The sequence below is a fragment of the Vibrio sp. TRT 2004 genome (assembly GCF_050113735.1).
GTDB lineage: Bacteria > Pseudomonadota > Gammaproteobacteria > Enterobacterales > Vibrionaceae > Vibrio.
Genome location: NZ_JBNJOH010000015.1, coordinates 1 through 19030, shown reverse-complemented (window position 1 = coordinate 19030; position 19030 = coordinate 1). Strand labels below are relative to the sequence as shown.

Genomic DNA, 19030 nt, shown 5'->3' with positions numbered 1-19030 from the left:
AGACCGTCACGAACCAAATGATTATGAAATTAATTATCATTTATATTTCGATATGTTAACATTACTGACTCGGAATCAATAACACAACTTGATATTTACTATGTACCGACTTGTCGATGCGTCGTTTGAAATCGACGGCAAGGCTATACTCTCCTCAACCAATCTCGATTTCGAGCAAGGAAAAATAACCACCTTACTCGGTCATAACGGTTGTGGGAAATCGACCCTGATGAAATTACTAAGCCGACAATACAGTGCCAGTAGCGGTAGAGTATTGTTCCAAGATTCGCCTGTGGCTTCATTCAGTCATCTAGAGTTTGCTCATCAAGTTGCGTATCTGCCACAACATCCTCCACTCACCGATGGAGTGACCATTCGCGAACTTGTCTGCTTTGGCCGCTACCCTTGGAAAGGCGCTTTTGGTCGCTATAACCAACAAGATCACGCTATCGTCGATTCGGCAATCGAACAAGTGGGGCTGACCTCGCTCGCTGAACGCTATGTCGCTACCCTATCTGGTGGTGAGCGGCAGCGAGCATGGGTCGCCATGCTACTTGCTCAGCAAAGCCAATGTATCTTACTTGACGAACCCACTTCCGCTTTGGATGTTGCCCACCAGCACGAGTTGCTCGCTTTAATTCGTGAACTCAACCTGTCACTGGGAATCACGGTGATCATGGTGTTGCACGACGTAAACATGGCCGCCAAATTCAGCGACCGCTTGATCGCTCTCCACTCAGGCAAAGTGATTGCGTCAGGTACCCCAAAAGATTTGATGACACCAGAGACTCTCATGCAGATATACGGTATGGAGCTAGCTCTTTTCCCCCACCCCGATACGGGTCAGCCCATCAGTTATATCCCCTAAACCACAAAGGAATGAATAGTGAAAAAATTTTTCTTAATCTTGTTTTTTGCCATCGCCTCTAGTCAAAGTCACGCGATAGACATTACTCATGAGATGGGAGTGAGCTCATTCGACCAACCACCAAAGAAAGTGGTGGCGTTAGATTGGGCATTAACGGAAACCGTTTTGAGTTTAGGTGTCGATCTCTATGGCGTAGCAAATCCTCAAGGCTATCAACAGTGGGTAGAAGAGCCTCACTTAAATGCGTCAGCGACAGACGTCGGCTCACGCAGAGAGCCTAACCTTGAACTGCTCAGTGAGCTCAAACCAGACGTGATACTTATCAGTAAACATATGGCTGCGGCATACCAACCGCTCAGTCAGATTGCACCCGTGTTAGTGTTTACCATCTACAACGAGGACAAACAGCCTCTTAAATCAGCGGAATCCATCACCCGTTCTTTAGGGCAACTGTTAGACAAGCAGCAACAAGCTGAGCATGTTATTGATCAGACGCGCCAACGACTGACAGACAACGGACTTAAGATTCAAGCGGCAGGCTTAGCCGATAAACCGGTTATCTTTGCACGCTTTATCAACGACAAGACTCTACGTATTCACAGCCAAGGTTCACTAGCGCAAGACACAGTTACAGCCATGGGACTGCGTAATAACTGGCAAGAAACAACCAATATGTGGGGGTTCACCACCGCTGGGACTGAAAAGCTAGCCGAGCATCAAAACACCCATCTGTTTCTCTTTGGTCCTCTGAAAGAGAAGGAACGCAAACTCCTTGCTCAATCACCACTTTGGCAGGCAATGACATTTACTCGTACTGATTCAGTCTACGAACTTCCTGCAATTTGGACTTTTGGTGGTCTTATCGCCGCCCAACGATTCAGTGACCACATTACCCAACAACTTGTTCATCCTTAATGCACGCGACCAAGCTTCTACAAACCAGAGAATACCCAAATAGCGGCTATTTACTCCTAACTGTCACCTGTATGGTGGTGATTGGCGGTCTGCTACAGATTACGGCGCCATACTCACAAGGGATTGGCATACTCTGGCAAACTGTGTTTCATTTTGATGAGACAAACTATCAGCACATTATTACCCATTACACCTATCTACCAAGATTAACTGTCGCGGTAATGTGTGGATTTGCCCTTGCGGTTGCTGGATGCGTTATGCAGTTTGTCCTGCGCAATCCTATCGCCTCGCCCACGACGCTCGGTGTTGCATCTGGGGCAGAGTTTGGCATGGTGATGGGGCTACTTTTGCTGCCTAGCACGACCTGGATTGCTACTTTTATCCCAGCGTTTATTGGTGGCTGTTTAGCGACAGGACTGGTGTTTACTCTCAGCTCCAGCAGAGGTTTTTCGCCATTGCATATGGTACTAGCGGGGTTGGTCGTCAGCCTGTTTCTTGGTTCAGTAAACACCATGCTGCTGTTATTGCATGAACAACGCCTCACGACCATCTTTGTCTGGGGTGCGGGCGTACTCAACCAAAATGACTGGACGAGTGCGCAACTGTTGCTGCCGCTTATCGCGTTACCCACGCTACTCTTGTTAGTCCTGCAACGGCCGCTATCGGTTTTGCAGTTTGGTGACAATATCGCGACCTCGTTAGGCGTGAATATCAAACAAATTAAGCTTGCCTGCCTATCACTGGCCATTTTTATCACTGCGGCGGTCGTTAGTGAGGTTGGGCTGATCGGGTTTGTCGGCATCGTGGCACCAGCAATAGCCAGAATGTTAGGCGCTCGTTCATTGATGAAACAGATCCTAGTCAGTGGAATAGTCGGCAGTACACTCCTACTTATCGTCGATCTCGTCGTTCAGCCCTTCTCTGGTGTTGGCGGTGAGTTGCTACCTACCGGGGCCATGACCGCTCTAATCGGCGCGCCGTTTTTGCTATGGTTATTACAGCGAACCAAATTGCAGTCATACCTTAAAGCGAGAAACGAATCTTTTAGCCAGTACAAAGCTGTCGATCCAACAAAGATTGTCGCCTTACTGCTGGGCATGTTATTCGCCACCACCATCATTGCTCTTACTGTTGGGAGAACTCCCATCGGTTGGAACGCAACATTGACCCAGTCCCTATTTGAGCTCAGGTTTCCAAGGGTTATGGTTGCACTTCTCGCTGGGATTGGGCTCGCGTTTGCAGGCACCATCATCCAACGGTTATCAAACAATCCAATGGCGAGTCCCGAAGTGCTCGGTATAAGCTCTGGAGCGGCTTTAGCCTTGGTACTCGGCACACTAAGCGGTATAGCGATAGAGCGAGACCAACAAATGCTACTCGGCACGCTAGGTGCAGTGTCGGTCACAGGTCTGGTATGGCTAATGGGGAGAAAACACAACTTCGCGCCAACCCACACTTTACTGACTGGTATTGCATTAAGTGCAGGACTCGATGCTCTGTTGAGAGTCGCGATGAGTTCAGGACACGACAACGCAGCCGCATTGCTTACTTGGTTATCGGGTTCCACTTATCTGGTCAGTCGTGAAGATATGTGGTTGCTGATGGCTGGTGTCTTATTGATGGGAGCAATAGCGTTCTCGCTTCAGCGTTGGATCACATTGATCACTCTCGGTGAAGTCACGACCAACAGCATCGGCCTAAACGCAACCATGGTCAGGCTCGTACTGCTGATGGTTGTTGCGGCACTTACCACCCTCTGCACCATCGTTATTGGCCCACTCAGTTTTATTGGTTTACTCGCTCCGCACATGGCACGGTCACTACACCAATACCGGGCTCTGCCGCAAATGATCACGGCGGCGCTGTTGGGAGCAACTATCATGGTCAGCGCAGATTGGATAGGCCGCACCTTATGGTTCCCGTGGCAGTTCCCTGCTGGGTTACTTGCGTCATTAATTGGTGGGGGGTACTTCCTCTATTTGATGAGGAAATAACGCGTAGCTGCGCGATGGCGATAGTATGGCGCTCTAGCAATAGAATTCCATACTATATAATTATTGATAAAACCAACACTTACCCAGCTTGTTACTAAATTCGATAATTTATTAAAAAACAGTTGATCATGAGAATGATAATAATTAGCATTCGTGATGTCAGTTTAATTAATAATAATTCGAGAAAGAAAATGAATCCCAGCGCTTCGCTCAACCGCGAGATTTCAAATCAACAGGTCACCAACAATGACCCCGCCTTAGCATGTTTTCTCAATTCGCTTGCCCGAGAAAGCCAAGCCGTTCACATCGATTCACATGAGAACAGCATCACCTATCATTTAACACTGTCTTGTGACCGATCTATTCATATTCCACTTAGCTATTATTCATCGCTAGGAAGTCACGAATACCAACTGCCAGCACTGCTGGTTAACGGTGACTCACTGACCGCATTATCAGTCGACGAGCTTATCGATTTAATTGTTGGCGAGCCCGCGATTGTCGGATTGATTAGTGACGAGCAAAAACAGATCTTTGCCACTCGAGTACTGGAGAGTCAACGTAATACGAGCCAAGGCGTGCAACACTCCCCATACCAAGCGAAACTCTTCAGCGACGCTCTTGATTTTAAGACCGCAGAACAGGGACTGCTGATTGGGCACTCCTTCCACCCAGCACCCAAGAGTCGCGAACAATTTAGCTTGGAAGATGCCAAGGTTTATTCCCCAGAGCTTGGCGGGCAATTCCAGCTTTACTGGCTCAGCGTAGACAAAGAACTCATCGTTCAAGGCAGTTCTGCCAATATATCATGCCAGCAACGTATGTCTGACTTAGTCGCCCATGACCCCAAACTCACACAGGCACTCGCTGATGCAGAACTCCAAGACAAGTGTCTGCTCCCCGTTCACCCTTGGCAATGGCGTGTGATGACCAACAATCCTTCCATTACTCACTATCTAGACAAAGGACAAATCGATAATCTCGGTCAATTCGGCGTGAACTGGTACCCGACCTCATCAACCCGTTCGCTATATGCGCCGTCGCTACCTTATATGCTGAAGTTCTCACTCAGTGTAAAGCTGACCAATTCAATTCGTAACCTATCACTCAAAGAAGTGATTCGCGGGACACGTTTGAACGACCTCTTCCAACAAGACATGCTTGATCAGCAACTGGGTAAAGGCTTTGGTTTCCAACTGATGCAAGAGCCAGCTTATATTGGCCTAAAAGATATCGACGGCCATACTATTGACGAGAGTCTTGTGGCATTTAGAGACAACCCACTGGAACACAAACCACAGCAGGAAGCGGTCGTACTCGCCACGCTAACTCAGCAGAATCCTTATGGCGGTGAAAGCCTTGTGGCCGCCCGAATTCGTCACTACGCTCAGCAAAACAAACTTTCGCAGCAACAAGCGGCAAAACAATGGTTTGAAGCCTATTGTACTCATTGCGTGATATCTCTCTTCCACCTTCAAGCCAACTTCGGCATCGTGTTCTTAGCCCACCAGCAGAATATCGTGATGCAATTGGAACAAGGCTTCCCTGTCGGTATGTACTATCGTGACTGTCAGGGAACTGGCTACACGGATCTCGCCTTGCAGCGCTTTGGTGATCGATTAGGAGATGAAGACGACACGTTAGAGAACTACTGGAGCCAAGAGAAGGTCGAACGTTACTTTGCGTATTACCTAATCATCAATTCAACGTTCAATGTTATCTCAGCGATTTGCACCAACCTCGACCTTGAAGAGTCACAGTTAGTCGAGATTCTGTATAAAAAGCTCACTGCACTACTCGAAACAGGGGTCAATGATGACCGCTGTTTGCGCTATGTTTTAGAAAGTAAGACGCTGTGCTGTAAAGGTAACTTTTTCTGCTACTTGCAAAACTTCAACGAAAACTCTATCCCCGATCCTGCGGTGATTTACTTCGACCTTCCTAATCCTCTTGCTTGCGTTAAGGAAACTGCACATGTCTGATTTTAAAACGGTTATCTATCAAGATAACCCTACACCAAGTGCGCGTGTCACTCTCCAAGCCAGCGACCTCGATCAACCTACGCTGTTCGAGACCTTCGTTAACGAACTCGACCAACTGTTTAGTCTCAACAAACAGCTTGAATCGCTGACACTGATTATTGATGACCTACAGCTTAAGCAGCAAGTCACTCAAGAGCTCTCTTTAAGCGATGGAGAGCTGCACCGAAAGAGTTTTTACCAGTTACCACTGCTTTGGCATAGGCACAAAACGTCAACTCATTTCCCAAAGCGTTTAGTTCAGTCGAACGACCAATACCGACCTCACCCTTTAAGGCCGTCAAAGCCAGAAGGTTGCGTCTATCAGAGACATGACAAGGACGCAGACTTGCAAGTCAGCTTCCGTGTCGTCGATATCGACAAGGATCTAGCTCGATTTACGCGCTGGATGAACGACCCGCGCGTCGCCCATTTCTGGGAACAAGCATGGAGTGAGGAAAAACTGGCTGAATTCCTTCATCAGCGTATGGCTGACCCACATATTATTCCACTGATTGGAGAGTTCAACGGCCAACCTTTTGGCTACGTTGAAGTCTATTGGGTCGCCGAAGACAGGCTGAGCCCTTACTACGACGTACAAGACTATGACCGTGGTATTCATCTTCTCGTTGGCGAGCAAGACTTTCGTGGACCTCAGCACTTCAATGCGTGGATGAAAGCGATTAGCCACTATCTTTTCCTTGATGATGTGCGCACTCAACGACTGGTTCTCGAACCAAGATCGGATAACCAGCGACTATTCAATCGAATTTTGCCGTTCGGCTATGAAAAGTGTTTTGAGTTCAACTTCCCTCACAAACGCTCTGCGTTACTGATGTTGACCCGTGACCGTTTCTTCTCGGAGCAGTGGTAATGGACCAGATAGCACTACATAAATACTGGCCTTTGGCTAACCAGAAACTCGTCGCCAAGATCATCAGTGAATTTGCGTATGAACAGGCATTTCGCTTCAACCAAGAGGATGCGGGCTATTCTCTTTCGTTGAGTAATGGTGTTAGCTACCGATTCCAAGGCTCTGAAAACATCTGGGGACAGGTCGTCATCGAGCCAATAACGCTTTGCCGCCAGCCGGAAAATACCATTTCCGCAGCTCTATTGATGCGCGATTTACAGACGCTTCTCAATATGTCGGACGATGCGTTTGCTGAGCACCTAGAAGATCTGAATGCGACCTTATTAGGCGACTGTAAATTGATGCTCAAAAAAGAAGGGATATCCGCACTCGATTTGTCACTAATGCCATGTGAACAACAACAAACCTACTTTGACGGACATCCTAAGTTTGCTTTCAACAAAGGGCGACGCGGCTGGGGAAGCGATGATCTCAAACGCTACGCTCCCGAGTCCCAACGAGTTTTCCAACTCGGTTGGGTTGCTGTCGAGCATTCAATACTGCAACTCGCAACGAACAATAGAGTCAGTTGGCAAGATCTGCTCAATGGCTCAATCAGCGAGTCGGAGCGCAGAGTGATGGACAGTATCGTCACATCCTATGGCGTAGACATCGCAGACTATCATTATTTGCCCGTTCACCCGTGGCAATGGAGCCAGAAGTTATCGCTGCTCTTTGTTCGTGAACTGAGTGAGAAAAAGCTGATCTACATCGGTGAGTTTGGTGATCAGTTCCTACCACAGCTCTCTCTACGCACATTGAGTAACGTCACTCGACCGGATAGCTACGATATCAAATTGCCGCTAACCATCATGAACACCTCCTGCTACAGGGGAATTCCTGGTCGCTACATTCTTGCTGGCCCAATCGCATCCGATTGGATTGAATCTCTATTTCGCCATGACGAGGTGTTGATCAAGACTCAAGCCGAGGTTCTTCAGGAGCCCGCGGCTGCGTTCGCCGCTCAAGCCGATTACCACGCCTTGCAGCATGCACCTTATCGCTACCATGAACTGCTTGGGGTTATCTGGCGTGAATCAGCGGCATCGAAGCTAAAACAGGGCGAGCAGGCGAGCTTAATGGCCGCGCTGATGGAAAGTGACAATCAGGGCAACTCACTCATCAGTGAGTACATAAACCGCTCAGGCGTCTCAGTAGAGACATGGCTAACGCATTTATTTGATGCGGTTGTCATACCTTACTACCACCTGCTGTGTGTCTATGGCGTATCACTGATCGCTCACGGGCAAAACGTCACCTTAGTATTAGAAAACGATCTGCCGAAACGAATTTTACTCAAAGACTTCCAAGGTGACATGCGTCTTGTTTCAAATGACTACCCAGAACAGTCAACGCTTGACCCAAGGGTAAAAGAGGTCACCGTGCGACTCGACGAAGCGTTGATCATTCATGATCTGCAAACCGGTCACTTCGTAACGACGCTACGTTTTATCTCGCCTTTAGTCGCCAAACTCGGTTTTTCTGAGCGTCAGTTTTACGCGCTGTTAGGCCAACGTATCAAAGCCTACATGGCACAACATCCTGACTATCAGCACCGATTCGCCAAGTTCGATCTATTCAAACCACGCATATTGCGTATCGGACTTAACTTAGCCAAGTTCCGCCACAGTACCGATGCCAGCTCATCAAGAATGCTACCCGATATGGATGACATGCTTGACAACCCACTGGTGACAGCACTGCGAGCAGAACACCAAATTTAAAGACTTATAACAATACATAACGGCAAGTTAAGCCGCATAAAGTAAACCAAGAAAAGGATTGTGATCATGGAACACACTCACAACGTCAAACTCGATCTAGCAGGTGTCGGTGTTGGGCCGTTTAACCTCAGTATTGCTGCTCTATTGACTGAAAAACCTCAAATAACGTCACGCTTCTTCGAAAGCAGAGATACCTTTGCGTGGCATCCAGGGTTGTTACTCGATAACACCAACATGCAAACCATGTTTCTCAAAGATTTAGTGACAGCAATCAGCCCAGAAAACCGCTACTCATTTCTCTCTTATCTGGTCAAAAACAAAAAGTTCTATCGCTTTTTGTCGGCCGAACTCCAGTGCATCAGTCGTCATGAGTTCTCGGACTATTTGGCATGGGCGGCACATCAAATGGACAACGTTCAATTCTCCACTCGCGTTGAGCAAGTCGAATACACGGGCAAAACCTTCCATCTCCATACCAACCAAGGTGTCTATCAAGCTGACAACTTGTGTATTGGTACAGGTAAAGTGCCCTTTATTCCAGACTGTGCCAAAGCGCATATCGGTGAACGTGTTTTCCATGCTGCTGAAATCGGTCTTCGCCAGCGAGATTTTACCAACAAGCGTGTGATGATCATTGGCGGAGGACAAAGCGGTGCCGATATCTTCATCAACGCACTGCAACATAAATGGGGCAAGCCTAAATCTTTAGACTGGTTATCACGTCGGTCAAACTACCAACCACTTGATGAGGCATCGTTTACCAATGAGTTCTTCGCTCCAGACTATGTGGATGCATTTATCAACCTCTCTCCAGCAGTCAAACACAAAGAGATTGCCAATCAGAAACTCACCTCTGACGGCATTACACAAAAAGCGCTGCTGACCATTTATCAAGAGCTTTACCAACGCTTCGACGTTCTGAAAGAAGAGAAATGGGTAAGACTACTGCCTCATCGCACCGTGACTCACATTAGCAACGAGTCTGATGGATTCAGGTTAGCCGCCAACAACGCTCTGGGGCAAAACCTTGAAACACATCATGCGGATGTTGTCATTCTCGCGACCGGTTTTGAAGCGCCCTACCCAGCCTGTTTGCGCGACATATTGCCTTTACTCGATATGGATGAGGATAACCGCTATCAGATGAGTGCCGATTTCGAACTGAAATGGGAAGGTCAGCACAACAACAAAATCTTTGCCGTAAACGCAGGCATGCACAGCCACGGAATTGCTGAGCCGCAGCTCAGTCTGATGGCTTGGAGAAGCGCAAGGATCATCAATAGTCTGGCTGGAGACACACTGTTTGAGACCGATTCCGGTCGCGGGATGATCGATTGGCTTAGCCCAACCTCTGTTAGCAAGGCATCGACGATCTGATCCATTTAGGTACTTGGTCTCTTTGCGTAGATCGAGACCTATTTATCAAAGCAAGAAACTAAGGCCATTGAACAAGACATAGCGTCTTGTCGCGCCTATACATTAAACATAGAGAAAAAAATGAACGTTAAAAAAGGAAGTTTTCCACTATCTACTGTCGCTATTGCTATTGCTGTTGCTGCTGCGACTACGGTATTTGCCGCTCAAGCCCAAGAATACACCAGCAATGAGAAGATGGTCGTGGTATCAAGCCATCTACCAAAAGCCATCAGCGATATTCCAGGCACGGTCTGGTATATCGATTCACAAACCATCGAGCAGGAGTACCGTGGTGGCAAGAGCCTCGATGAGATTCTAGCTGCCACAATTCCCTCGCTAGATGTCAGCAGCGGTGGCCGTACGCACTCGGGGCAAAATCTGCGTGGTCGAAGCCTGATGGTGATGATTGATGGCGTGTCGCTTCAGTCTGTCCGCTCACTAAGCCGTCAGTTGGACTCCATTGATCCATTCAACATCGAACGCATCGAAGTTCTATCTGGCGCAACGTCGATTTATGGAGCGGGCTCGGCAGGTGGTGTCATCAATATCGTAACCAAGAAAGCCTCAGGTGACGACGTTGAGTTTGAAACCTTTGTCAGCGGTACTTCTGGCTTCTCATCCAGCGAAGATTTTGACTACAAACTGGCGCAATCAATCGCAGGTGGCAATGAAAAAGTTCAAGGTCGAGCGTCGGTCGCGTACACCAAAACTCAGGGTTACTTTGATGCTGATGGCAAAATCGTTACCCCCGACATTACACAAGGATCAACACAGTTCAACGAAACCATCGATCTGTTGGGCAACCTGCAAATCAATCTTGCACCTGGTCAGCAGCTAAATCTGTTGGCGCAATACTACGATAGCCAGCAAGATACTCCTTACGGCCTCTACTTTGAAAAAGACGGTAGCGGCAAGTTTCAGTTTGTCGATGTTAGAGAAGGATACTCAGCAGAGCGTCAGCAGGGGACAGAGCGTGTAATGCTCAGTGCGGCATACACCAATAACAGCTTCTTGAGCCACCAGCTGATTGCCGAGCTTTCCTACCGAACCGAAGACCATACGTTCATGCCGTACACATCCGACGGTAAAAGCACACTCTCAACCAACTCTTCTCGCCAAACCACCGATATTTTGGCGATGAAAGCGGCGCTGAATAAATCATTAGGCTCATTAACGTTGACCTACGGTGTTGATGGTTACATAGATAAATTCGATAGCGACAAAGCCGTCTACGATCAGGCCACGACCGAGGCGACTGGCGGCCTAGTTCATGTCATCAATGACATCCAAGGCCGTTACCCTGGCATTGACAGCCAATCTCTCGCTGGCTTTATTCAAGCGGAGTACCAAATCACCGATGACTGGTCTGTTCAAACGGGCTACCGTTACCAATACATGGACATTGATGTTGCCGATTTTCAAGCTACACCAAGCTCGACGTTTGTTCCTGGTGGTTCAACCGACTACGCTGAAGGTCTCTTCAACCTTGGTACGATTTATCACTTAGATCCAACATCTCAAGTTTGGGCTAACTTCTCGCAAGGTTTCGATATCCCTCAGTTGTATCGCTACTATGGCAAGAGTGCGACGCAAGATGTCGCGGCATCTAAACTCGAAGGAATCAAAACAGACAGCTACGAAATCGGTTATCGCAATGACCTAGATAATCTGTCACTGCAATCAGCGATTTACTACTCACACTCTAGCGCAACAGTTCAGTACGAAGATGATTTCTCTATCTCTGGACTGGCCGATCCTAAACGTGTCTACGGTGCAGAAGCTCAAGTCAGCTACTGGGCCACAGACATGCTGCAACTTGGTTTGTCTGGCCACTATGTCGTAACACAAACCAAAACCGATGCAGGATGGGAAGATCACCAAGTGATGGAAGCAAGTACCTCTAAAGCGGGGGCTTGGGTTGGCTGGTATGACAATGACTACAGCTTGAAGCTACAAAGCCTGACTATGTTTGATTACAAAGATGCCGATCAGCGTGAGCTCGATGGTTACACCGTGGTTGACTTTAGTGGCGCTTATCAGCTTCCAGTGGGTAGCCTTGGCTTCGGGATCAAGAACTTATTTAACGAAGACTACTACACAACTTGGAGTCAACGTGCTCAATACTGGTACACAGGCAGCGATGCCCTTTATCAGTACAAAGGTCGCGGTCGTACATTCACCTTAAACTACCAAGTGAAGTTCTAATCACCTAAGTTCTAATCACCTAAAAGAAAAAAACCGCCCTGTTTTGGGCGGTTTTCATGTTCACTTTTCAGCCTCAGCGTTTAAATGTACTGCATCAGCTTCTGTTTCACTTCTTCGCTAGCAAAACACTGCTCAACACTTGCACGGTAGATTTGCGCATAGTCTTCTGCCGTTAGCTCAAACAGTTCCATCACTTTTTCAACTTCTTGAGTCATGGTGGTATTAGAAACCGTACGGTTATCAGTATTGATCGTTACCGGTAGGCCGTCTTTGTGGAAATCTTTCAGCGGATGAAGCTTAAGCTCAGAGATCGCTTTCGTTTGCACATTACTGCTTGGACACGCTTCCAGACCCACTGCATCTTGCTTAACGCGTTGGTAAGCTTGCGCATGGTCTTTAATGGCAACACCGTGACCAATACGTTCAGCGCCTAGCAATTCGATGGCATCATAAACGTTCTGACCGCAGCCCTGCTCGCCCGCGTGAATAGTAATGCGGTAGCCTTTGTCACGAGCATATTGAGTGTAAGTCACATAATCGTGGGCGAAGTTGTCCAACTCACTGCCAGCCAAGTCAAACGCCACAACACCATCACCCAGGAACTTTTCACCCGCATCCAATACTGGAGGGATTGTGTCTGAAGGTAGGAACTTAACCGCAGACAAAATGTAGTTACCTTTGATGTCATACAGCGCTTCCGCACGCTTCATACCTTTTACTGCACTTTCAATAATCTGCTCATGGCTAAGACCATTTTGAATGTGAAGGTGTGGCGCAAAACGCACTTCTAAGTATTTTACGTTCTCTTTTGCGGCATCTTCGAACAGTTCAAACGAAATACGCTCAATGCCTTCGGCTGTTTGCATCACTTTAATTGGCAGTGCAAAACGATCTAAGTACTCTTGCAGGTTGGGACAAGTCTCTGGAGCAACCATCATCTCTTTGATGACATCCGCATCGGTACTTGGCAGCTCGATGTTCTGCTCGGCAGCTAAATCAATTACCGTTTGTGGGCGAAGGCTACCATCAAGGTGGCAATGGAGATCAATTTTCGGGAGATCAAAATAGTTCATCGGGTTCAGTCCTAACTTTCACTGCTTATACGATAAAGAGGTAAAACAACACGCTATTGCAACTATAGCAATAATCGTGATTCACACACTTTATCCTTTGTTTTTGATTACAATAAAATTCATGTTATATGATTATCTAACATAAGTAACACGACAATTGTCCGGTCAGAGGCTAAATCATTCAACACTTTGTTGAATAAAGAAAATTCACTATGGATAAGAACAAGATTTTAAATGATGGACTGAACAAAATCCGTCAGTTAGTGAAAGATGAACAATACCGAACTATTCAAGTGCAAAAAGGCGACCACATCATACGTCAGCATAGCGAAGTCAATGATGTCTATTGGTCAGAGGCGGCACAATTTTCTGTTCTGCACACCGCTGAAAATGGCAAAACACTCAGTTTGGGTGACTATTACATAGAAGATAATTTTTTTGGTGAGATGGAGTTTTTCTCCGATGCCCCCAGCCCATTCAGCGTCATCGCCACCACAGATGCACAACTGATCGTGATCCCACGGGATAAGTTTGCTGAACTGCTGATTTCTGACGGCAGTGTCGCATTTTGGATGACACATAGAATGTCCAACATCTATCTCAATACTATGCATATTGCGATAGAGCGTTCGCTGTATCCGCTTAAATTTAACATCATCAAAGATCTCGTCAGTCGATACAGTAACAGCGCCCGTTCATCCGGCCATACCTATATGTATCAGGAAGCACAACGCTTTGGCTGCACCGAAAGAGCGTATACACGTATTATCCATGAACTGATCAGCGAAGGATTAGTGGCTAAAGGGCCTGATAAAGGCGGGATTGTCCCCGTCGATATTGACGTATTGCGCGACTATCTTGAAAAATACTACCAGTAGTACGAACACTCAGTATCCGAAGCACATTCGTCCGCCAGAAAAACAAAAAATCGACGCCCTATAAGCGTCGATTTTGTCTGTTTCATTTGCGGTTCCCAGCTTAAAGCTGATGGGTACGGCTTGGTAAAAACACTTCACCCAGCATACAGCGAACGCTACCACCACCAATGTTTTCAATCGTCTTTACGTTGAATGGCAACAGCTTACCATGGCTCGATAACTGGGCACGTTGCGCTGGAGAAAATGCATCGTATGCAGACTGAGACATCGCAATCACTTTTTCACCGTTGACCGTTTCTAGCTGAAGAATGTTGCCACAGAACTGGTTCATCTGATCAATCGAGATTGAAATCACCTGCTTATCTTTCGCCAGCGACTTAATCACAAAACGACGCTCAAACTCAGGGATCACTTCATCACAAACGACACAGAAGCTCTCACCAATCGCCATCATCACATTGGTATGATAAATAGGCTTACCTGACGGCAGCGCGGTTTGGAAAGAGACCACACGGTCATAACCGATACGTTGTGCGTAGTCTTCAAGAACTTCGCGATCACAACGTTGAGATAGCGCCGCGTAGACAGTTTTATTAACATGATCTTTTACCATGACACCTGTGCTCTCTAAATGAGCATCATGAGCTAGGTAAGAAGTCAGGCTATCCTGACCTAAAACAGGGCGACCCGCGAACTCTAACGCTTCAACCAAAGCATCGGTCTTAACTTCTTGCTGACGGTTTTTACAAGCCATAGGAAACGTGTAAAGCGTTCCGTCTGCGGTGGTACTAAACCAATTGTTTGGGAACACCGCATCAGGTGTTTCGACACCACCGAGCGGATAATCAAATACCACAACCTGAACACCCGCTTTGCGCAACGTATCGACCATAGTCGTGAACTCTTGCATTGCTTTTTCACGCACTTGACTGGTCGATTCCGACACTTGATGCTGGAATTCATTGTCTTTTGCCGTTTCAGCATTAAACGCAAATTCTTTAGGTGGAACCATGACCACGCAGTTAGCGTTCTGTACTGAAGATGGTTTAGTTTTTAGTATGGCTTGCTGTTTCAACATTGTGACAAACTCAATTAATCTCACTCACTAACGCCAATTGTAGACATATTGTTAAACGAAAGATTACTGAATTGACCTGTTATTATGCATTCATTTCAGTAAGTTTAACTGAGCCAGCCACGTATAACAGTTAAAGTTACTGCCAGAACGAAACTCATCCAGAGGTCGATGAATATTATGCAAGGGAAAGAATAATAAACTGGTTACATTTCATAGAACGAGGGTATACCATAACCGAACCCTTCCTATTTATGGACGAACGCTAGTGCCTTACGGCATCTCTTCTGCTTTATTTGCGTGTTTAGGAAATACATATGTTTAAGAAGTTCGAAGGCTTTACTCAGCCTTTCCCACAACAGGAGCCAGATCAGCCGCCAACGGGCATCTTTGCCTTTTGCCGTCACTATACTCGAGGGTTTGAAATCCCGCTGATTATCATGTCGATCATGTCAACCATTGTTGCGATCGTCGAAGTATCCCTGTTTGGCGCAATGGGCAATCTGGTTGACTGGCTGTCAAACAGTAACCCAGAGACATTTTGGCAAGATAACCAGAGCGCGCTCATTTTCTACGGAATGTTGCTTCTGGTAGTGATGCCTATTCTTGTTGTCTGTTACTCACTTTTGGTACACCAGACATTACTGGGTAACTACCCAATGTCGATTCGTTGGCTCACACACCGTTATCTGCTCAAACAGAGTCTCAACTTTTATCAAGATGACTTTGCTGGTCGTGTGGCAACGAAAGTCATGCAGACCTCTCTTGCGGTGCGAGAAACGGTAATGAAGTCGATGGATGTGTTCGTCTACGTTTCGGTCTACTTTACCTCTATCGTCGTCTTACTTGCTCAAGCTGACTGGCGTCTGATGATCCCAATGGTGATCTGGCTAGCTTGCTATATCTGCATCCAAATTTATTTTGTACCAAAGCTGAAGCAAGTCGCGTCGGAGCAAGCAGACGCCCGTTCAACTATGACAGGGCGTATCGTAGATAGTTACACCAACATCGCTACTGTTAAGCTGTTTTCACACAGCAAAAGGGAAACTGAATATGCTGAAAAAGGCATGACGGGTTTCCTTGACACTGTTTATCGCCAAATGAGACTGGTCACGGGCTTTGATGTCGCGGTTGAAATTACTAACTACATCTTAGTCTTCTCAATTGGTGCCCTATCGATCTATCTATGGATGGACAACTCAATCAGTATCGGCGCTATCGCGATTGCGATCGCCCTCGCTCTGCGTATCAACGGTATGTCGATGTGGATCATGTGGGAAGTCGGTGCGCTGTTCGAAAACATGGGTACGGTAGTGGACGGCATGAAAACCATGGCGAAACCAATTGATATCCAAGATAAGCCAAACGCTCTGCCGTTGGAAGTTAAGCAAGGCGGTATTGAATTTGAGGACGTCAGTTTTCATTACGGCGATAAAAAGAAAGGGGTCATCAACCACTTAAATCTCAATATCAAGCCGGGTGAAAAAGTGGGCCTAGTGGGTCGCTCGGGCGCGGGCAAATCCACCTTAGTCAACTTGCTATTGCGCTTCCACGATGTTGAAAGCGGCAAGATTAAAATTGATGGTCAGGTGATCTCAGACGTCACTCAAGATTCCCTACGTAGCAAGATTGGTATGGTGACGCAAGATACGTCCCTGCTACACCGCTCGATTCGCGATAACATCTTGTATGGCAACCCTGACGCGTCAGAAGAAGACCTTCTAAAAGCGACTAAACAAGCCCATGCTGATGAATTTATTCAAGCGCTCAGTGACCCGTTTGGTAACACGGGCTACGATGCTCAAGTAGGTGAACGAGGCGTGAAACTTTCGGGTGGCCAACGCCAGCGTATCGCAATCTCTCGCGTGCTACTCAAAGATGCGCCGCTGCTTATCCTTGATGAAGCCACCTCTGCTCTCGACTCGGAAGTAGAAGCGGCAATCCAAGAGAGTCTTAACGAGCTTATGCAAGGCAAAACTGTAATTGCGATTGCTCACCGACTATCGACCATCGCTGCAATGGATCGCTTAATCGTGTTAGATAAAGGCGAAATCGTTGAACAAGGCACCCACCAAGAGCTAGTTGAAAGTGGCGGTATCTACGCCCAGTTATGGGCTCATCAGACAGGCGGATTCATAGCAGAAGAGACTGATGTAGCGTAACTAGTTGATTTAATTACAAACCAGCTTAACTAAATAGTGGCGATTTACTGACAATAACCGACAAAAACCGAGGTTAACTGACAGTTGTCGCCACTTTGTCGCCACTTTTTCATTGCTAGTTTTCGAGAGGATTTAGCTGAACAGCCTGCATAAGATGGTCTGGTGAGAAGTGCGCATAAGCCATGGTTTGTTCGATTTTGCTATGGCCCAGAATACGCTGCAGTACCAGTATATCCCCCCCCATTCATCATAAAGTGACTAGCGAATGTATGCCTCAAAATATGAGTCGCTTGCCCACTTGGAACATGCTCAGGTAACGCGCGTTTCACACACTCCCATGCTGCGTGATAACTTACATCAAACACTTTATAGTCATTGACCGCCACATTGTGTAGCTCGTTATACAAAGCACGAGATATTGGAACGGAACGGTTCTTTTTGCCTTTCGTTTCTGTAAATAGCAATTTGTACTGACTGACCTGAGAACGCTTCAAGTTTAACGCCTCCCCTATTCTCGCCCCTGTCGCTAAACATACTTTGCAAGCCACACAGATTTGCTCGGCTGAAGGGCTGTTATCTTGGCGCACTCGCTCTAGAAAAGGCGTGATCTGCTCCTTAGCCAGGAACGCCAGCTCACGTTGACTACTCGCAACTAACTCGATTCCCTCCAAAGGGTTGGGCAAATCCCACTGGTTGTATTTAATCAGCTTGTTAAACATCGCTCGAAATGTTTTAAGTTCGATGTTGTGCGTAGCAGCTGAGATGACAATATCTGGTCTTGTTGGATGATGGCTGACTCGATTGGCGCGATACTGTAAGTAGTCGCTCGCGGTGAACAAACGTGCGAGTGGGTTACCGAGCATCTTGATGGTTTTCTCCATTACTGCGTAGGAGTTCTTACCAGTTTTGACGGTATGGCCATGAACCGACCACCAGGTATCAAGCAAGTCTTGTAACCGACGGTGATCGGCCTTCTTACCGAGCCAGGGCTTGTCGTCGACCTCTTTCATGGTAAACAGCTCAAACGCTTTTGCTTCACCTTTGGTGGTGAACCTCCTACGCACGCGCTTACCACCTCGCCCGTGTGGGTAGCATTCACACAACCAAGGCTTGTTAGAGCAATCTTGCAGATTACGGATAGACATAAAAACACCCAAACAAATACTGTATATATAAACAGTATTTGTTTGGGTGAAATTTTTCAATGTTTGATAGGATTGAGCCTATACACTTTTGCTTAATTCTAATCCATGCAATTAGAACACCCGCAATCGAGGCATAGGGCACCGTATCGATTAAGAGTGTTACTATATCGGGAGTTGCTGCTGAAAAACGTTGAACCGTACCTCTGGCAGTTTCGCTAGTTCATTTGGGTCTTCTTCATTGCCATGTATATCGAGGTACTTTGCCATGTATGTTTTCTCCTTATCAGGAACATCATTCAAAATCCGCTTGCAGATTTTCCTCATGATTATCGAAAAAGCGGTCTCATTCCTATTTAAAGGGAAAACCTATTGGATTGGTGAAATTGACCAGAAAAATGAAGACCATGCCAAAGATTCCATCCCCTTGCCTGTAGACGTAAAGCTGTTTGAGCTTAGTCAGGTAGATAAGGTTCAAGTGCGCAGATTTCTTTAATAAGAGCGTTTTAGAGACAAAAAGAGTTACTCAAAGTAACTGAGGTTTACTTGTATAAAAAAGAGCCTAATGGATAATGCCAGTCAGTTAAGCTGACTGGCTTTCTTTTTATTGGGGTATTTCTTTGCCTTTGGTTTTATTGCTCTCGGAT

General features: G+C 46.8%; 13 protein-coding genes and 1 pseudogene. 11 read left to right on the top strand and 3 right to left on the bottom strand.

From position 1 onward, the window contains the following. The first annotated feature begins 100 nt into the window (after nt 1-100). The 8 genes from ACQEXR_RS08355 to ACQEXR_RS08320 all read left to right on the top strand — a co-directional run bounded on the left by ACQEXR_RS08355 (nt 101) and on the right by ACQEXR_RS08320 (nt 12053). Nucleotides 101-868: an ABC transporter ATP-binding protein gene (locus ACQEXR_RS08355; RefSeq protein ID WP_426952119.1), complete on the top strand. Its 768-nt coding sequence runs from the start codon at nt 101-103 to the stop codon at nt 866-868. 18 nt (nt 869-886) lie between these two features. Beyond that, a complete protein-coding gene (locus tag ACQEXR_RS08350) occupies nt 887-1783 on the top strand; it encodes an ABC transporter substrate-binding protein (protein WP_427020111.1) in 897 nt (298 codons plus the stop codon). After that, nucleotides 1783-3777, top strand: a complete 1995-nt coding sequence (fhuB, locus tag ACQEXR_RS08345) for a Fe(3+)-hydroxamate ABC transporter permease FhuB (protein WP_427020110.1) — start codon at nt 1783-1785, stop codon at nt 3775-3777. The genes ACQEXR_RS08350 and fhuB overlap by 1 nt, the downstream gene beginning before the upstream one ends. A gap of 191 nt (nt 3778-3968) precedes the next feature. Then, nucleotides 3969-5759 (top strand): IucA/IucC family protein, encoded by a 1791-nt coding sequence (locus tag ACQEXR_RS08340; RefSeq protein ID WP_427020109.1) that lies wholly within the window; start codon nt 3969-3971, stop codon nt 5757-5759. Next, the gene (locus ACQEXR_RS08335; protein WP_427020108.1) at nt 5752-6669 is read left to right on the top strand and encodes a GNAT family N-acetyltransferase; all 918 of its coding nucleotides are present in this window, start codon (nt 5752-5754) and stop codon (nt 6667-6669) included. Before ACQEXR_RS08340 ends, ACQEXR_RS08335 begins: the two co-directional genes overlap by 8 nt. Continuing rightward, nucleotides 6669-8432 carry an IucA/IucC family protein gene (locus ACQEXR_RS08330; protein ID WP_427020107.1) on the top strand — a complete coding sequence of 588 codons (1764 nt, stop codon included), beginning with the start codon at nt 6669-6671 and terminating at the stop codon, nt 8430-8432. The genes ACQEXR_RS08335 and ACQEXR_RS08330 overlap by 1 nt, the downstream gene beginning before the upstream one ends. A 66-nt stretch (nt 8433-8498) precedes the next feature. After that, nucleotides 8499-9809: a lysine N(6)-hydroxylase/L-ornithine N(5)-oxygenase family protein gene (locus ACQEXR_RS08325; RefSeq protein ID WP_427020106.1), complete on the top strand. Its 1311-nt coding sequence runs from the start codon at nt 8499-8501 to the stop codon at nt 9807-9809. 120 nt (nt 9810-9929) lie between these two features. Then, nucleotides 9930-12053, top strand: a complete 2124-nt coding sequence (locus tag ACQEXR_RS08320) for a TonB-dependent receptor (RefSeq protein WP_427020105.1) — start codon at nt 9930-9932, stop codon at nt 12051-12053. Between the two features lie 80 nt (nt 12054-12133). Here ACQEXR_RS08320 and add read toward each other — a convergent pair whose 3' ends face one another. Then, a complete protein-coding gene (add, locus tag ACQEXR_RS08315) occupies nt 12134-13126 on the bottom strand; it encodes an adenosine deaminase (protein WP_138972659.1) in 993 nt (330 codons plus the stop codon). A gap of 212 nt (nt 13127-13338) precedes the next feature. Here add and ACQEXR_RS08310 point away from each other — a divergent pair, with 212 nt between their 5' ends. Beyond that, nucleotides 13339-14004 carry a Crp/Fnr family transcriptional regulator gene (locus tag ACQEXR_RS08310; RefSeq protein ID WP_426952105.1) on the top strand — a complete coding sequence of 222 codons (666 nt, stop codon included), beginning with the start codon at nt 13339-13341 and terminating at the stop codon, nt 14002-14004. A gap of 100 nt (nt 14005-14104) precedes the next feature. Here ACQEXR_RS08310 and ACQEXR_RS08305 read toward each other — a convergent pair whose 3' ends face one another. Next, entirely contained in the window at nt 14105-15082 is a 978-nt protein-coding gene (locus ACQEXR_RS08305) for an arginine deiminase-related protein (RefSeq protein ID WP_427020104.1), read from the bottom strand. A gap of 314 nt (nt 15083-15396) precedes the next feature. Here ACQEXR_RS08305 and ACQEXR_RS08300 point away from each other — a divergent pair, with 314 nt between their 5' ends. Further along, on the top strand, nt 15397-17241 hold the full coding sequence (locus ACQEXR_RS08300) for an ABC transporter ATP-binding protein (protein WP_138972656.1): 1845 nt from the start codon (nt 15397-15399) through the stop codon (nt 17239-17241). A gap of 115 nt (nt 17242-17356) precedes the next feature. On the opposite strand, the pseudogene ACQEXR_RS08295 reads toward ACQEXR_RS08300, so the two are convergent. Further along, nucleotides 17357-18386, bottom strand: a pseudogene (locus ACQEXR_RS08295) (phage integrase). 265 nt (nt 18387-18651) lie between these two features. Here ACQEXR_RS08295 and ACQEXR_RS08290 point away from each other — a divergent pair. Continuing rightward, a complete protein-coding gene (locus ACQEXR_RS08290; RefSeq protein WP_427020103.1) occupies nt 18652-18879 on the top strand; it encodes a hypothetical protein in 228 nt (75 codons plus the stop codon). Nucleotides 18880-19030: the final 151 nt, after the last annotated feature.

Excerpts from the sequence above, each read along its gene's own strand:
- ACQEXR_RS08355 (WP_426952119.1), top strand. The coding sequence starts at position 101 with ATGTACCGACTTGTCGATGCGTCGTTTGAAATCGACGGCAAGGCTATA.
- fhuB (WP_427020110.1), top strand. The coding sequence starts at position 1,783 with ATGCACGCGACCAAGCTTCTACAAACCAGAGAATACCCAAATAGCGGC.
- ACQEXR_RS08340 (WP_427020109.1), top strand. The coding sequence starts at position 3,969 with ATGAATCCCAGCGCTTCGCTCAACCGCGAGATTTCAAATCAACAGGTC.
- ACQEXR_RS08335 (WP_427020108.1), top strand. The coding sequence starts at position 5,752 with ATGTCTGATTTTAAAACGGTTATCTATCAAGATAACCCTACACCAAGT.
- ACQEXR_RS08330 (WP_427020107.1), top strand. The coding sequence starts at position 6,669 with ATGGACCAGATAGCACTACATAAATACTGGCCTTTGGCTAACCAGAAA.
- ACQEXR_RS08325 (WP_427020106.1), top strand. The coding sequence starts at position 8,499 with ATGGAACACACTCACAACGTCAAACTCGATCTAGCAGGTGTCGGTGTT.
- ACQEXR_RS08320 (WP_427020105.1), top strand. The coding sequence starts at position 9,930 with ATGAACGTTAAAAAAGGAAGTTTTCCACTATCTACTGTCGCTATTGCT.
- add (WP_138972659.1), bottom strand. The coding sequence starts at position 13,126 with ATGAACTATTTTGATCTCCCGAAAATTGATCTCCATTGCCACCTTGAT.
- ACQEXR_RS08310 (WP_426952105.1), top strand. The coding sequence starts at position 13,339 with ATGGATAAGAACAAGATTTTAAATGATGGACTGAACAAAATCCGTCAG.
- ACQEXR_RS08305 (WP_427020104.1), bottom strand. The coding sequence starts at position 15,082 with ATGTTGAAACAGCAAGCCATACTAAAAACTAAACCATCTTCAGTACAG.
- ACQEXR_RS08300 (WP_138972656.1), top strand. The coding sequence starts at position 15,397 with ATGTTTAAGAAGTTCGAAGGCTTTACTCAGCCTTTCCCACAACAGGAG.
- ACQEXR_RS08290 (WP_427020103.1), top strand. The coding sequence starts at position 18,652 with ATGTATGTTTTCTCCTTATCAGGAACATCATTCAAAATCCGCTTGCAG.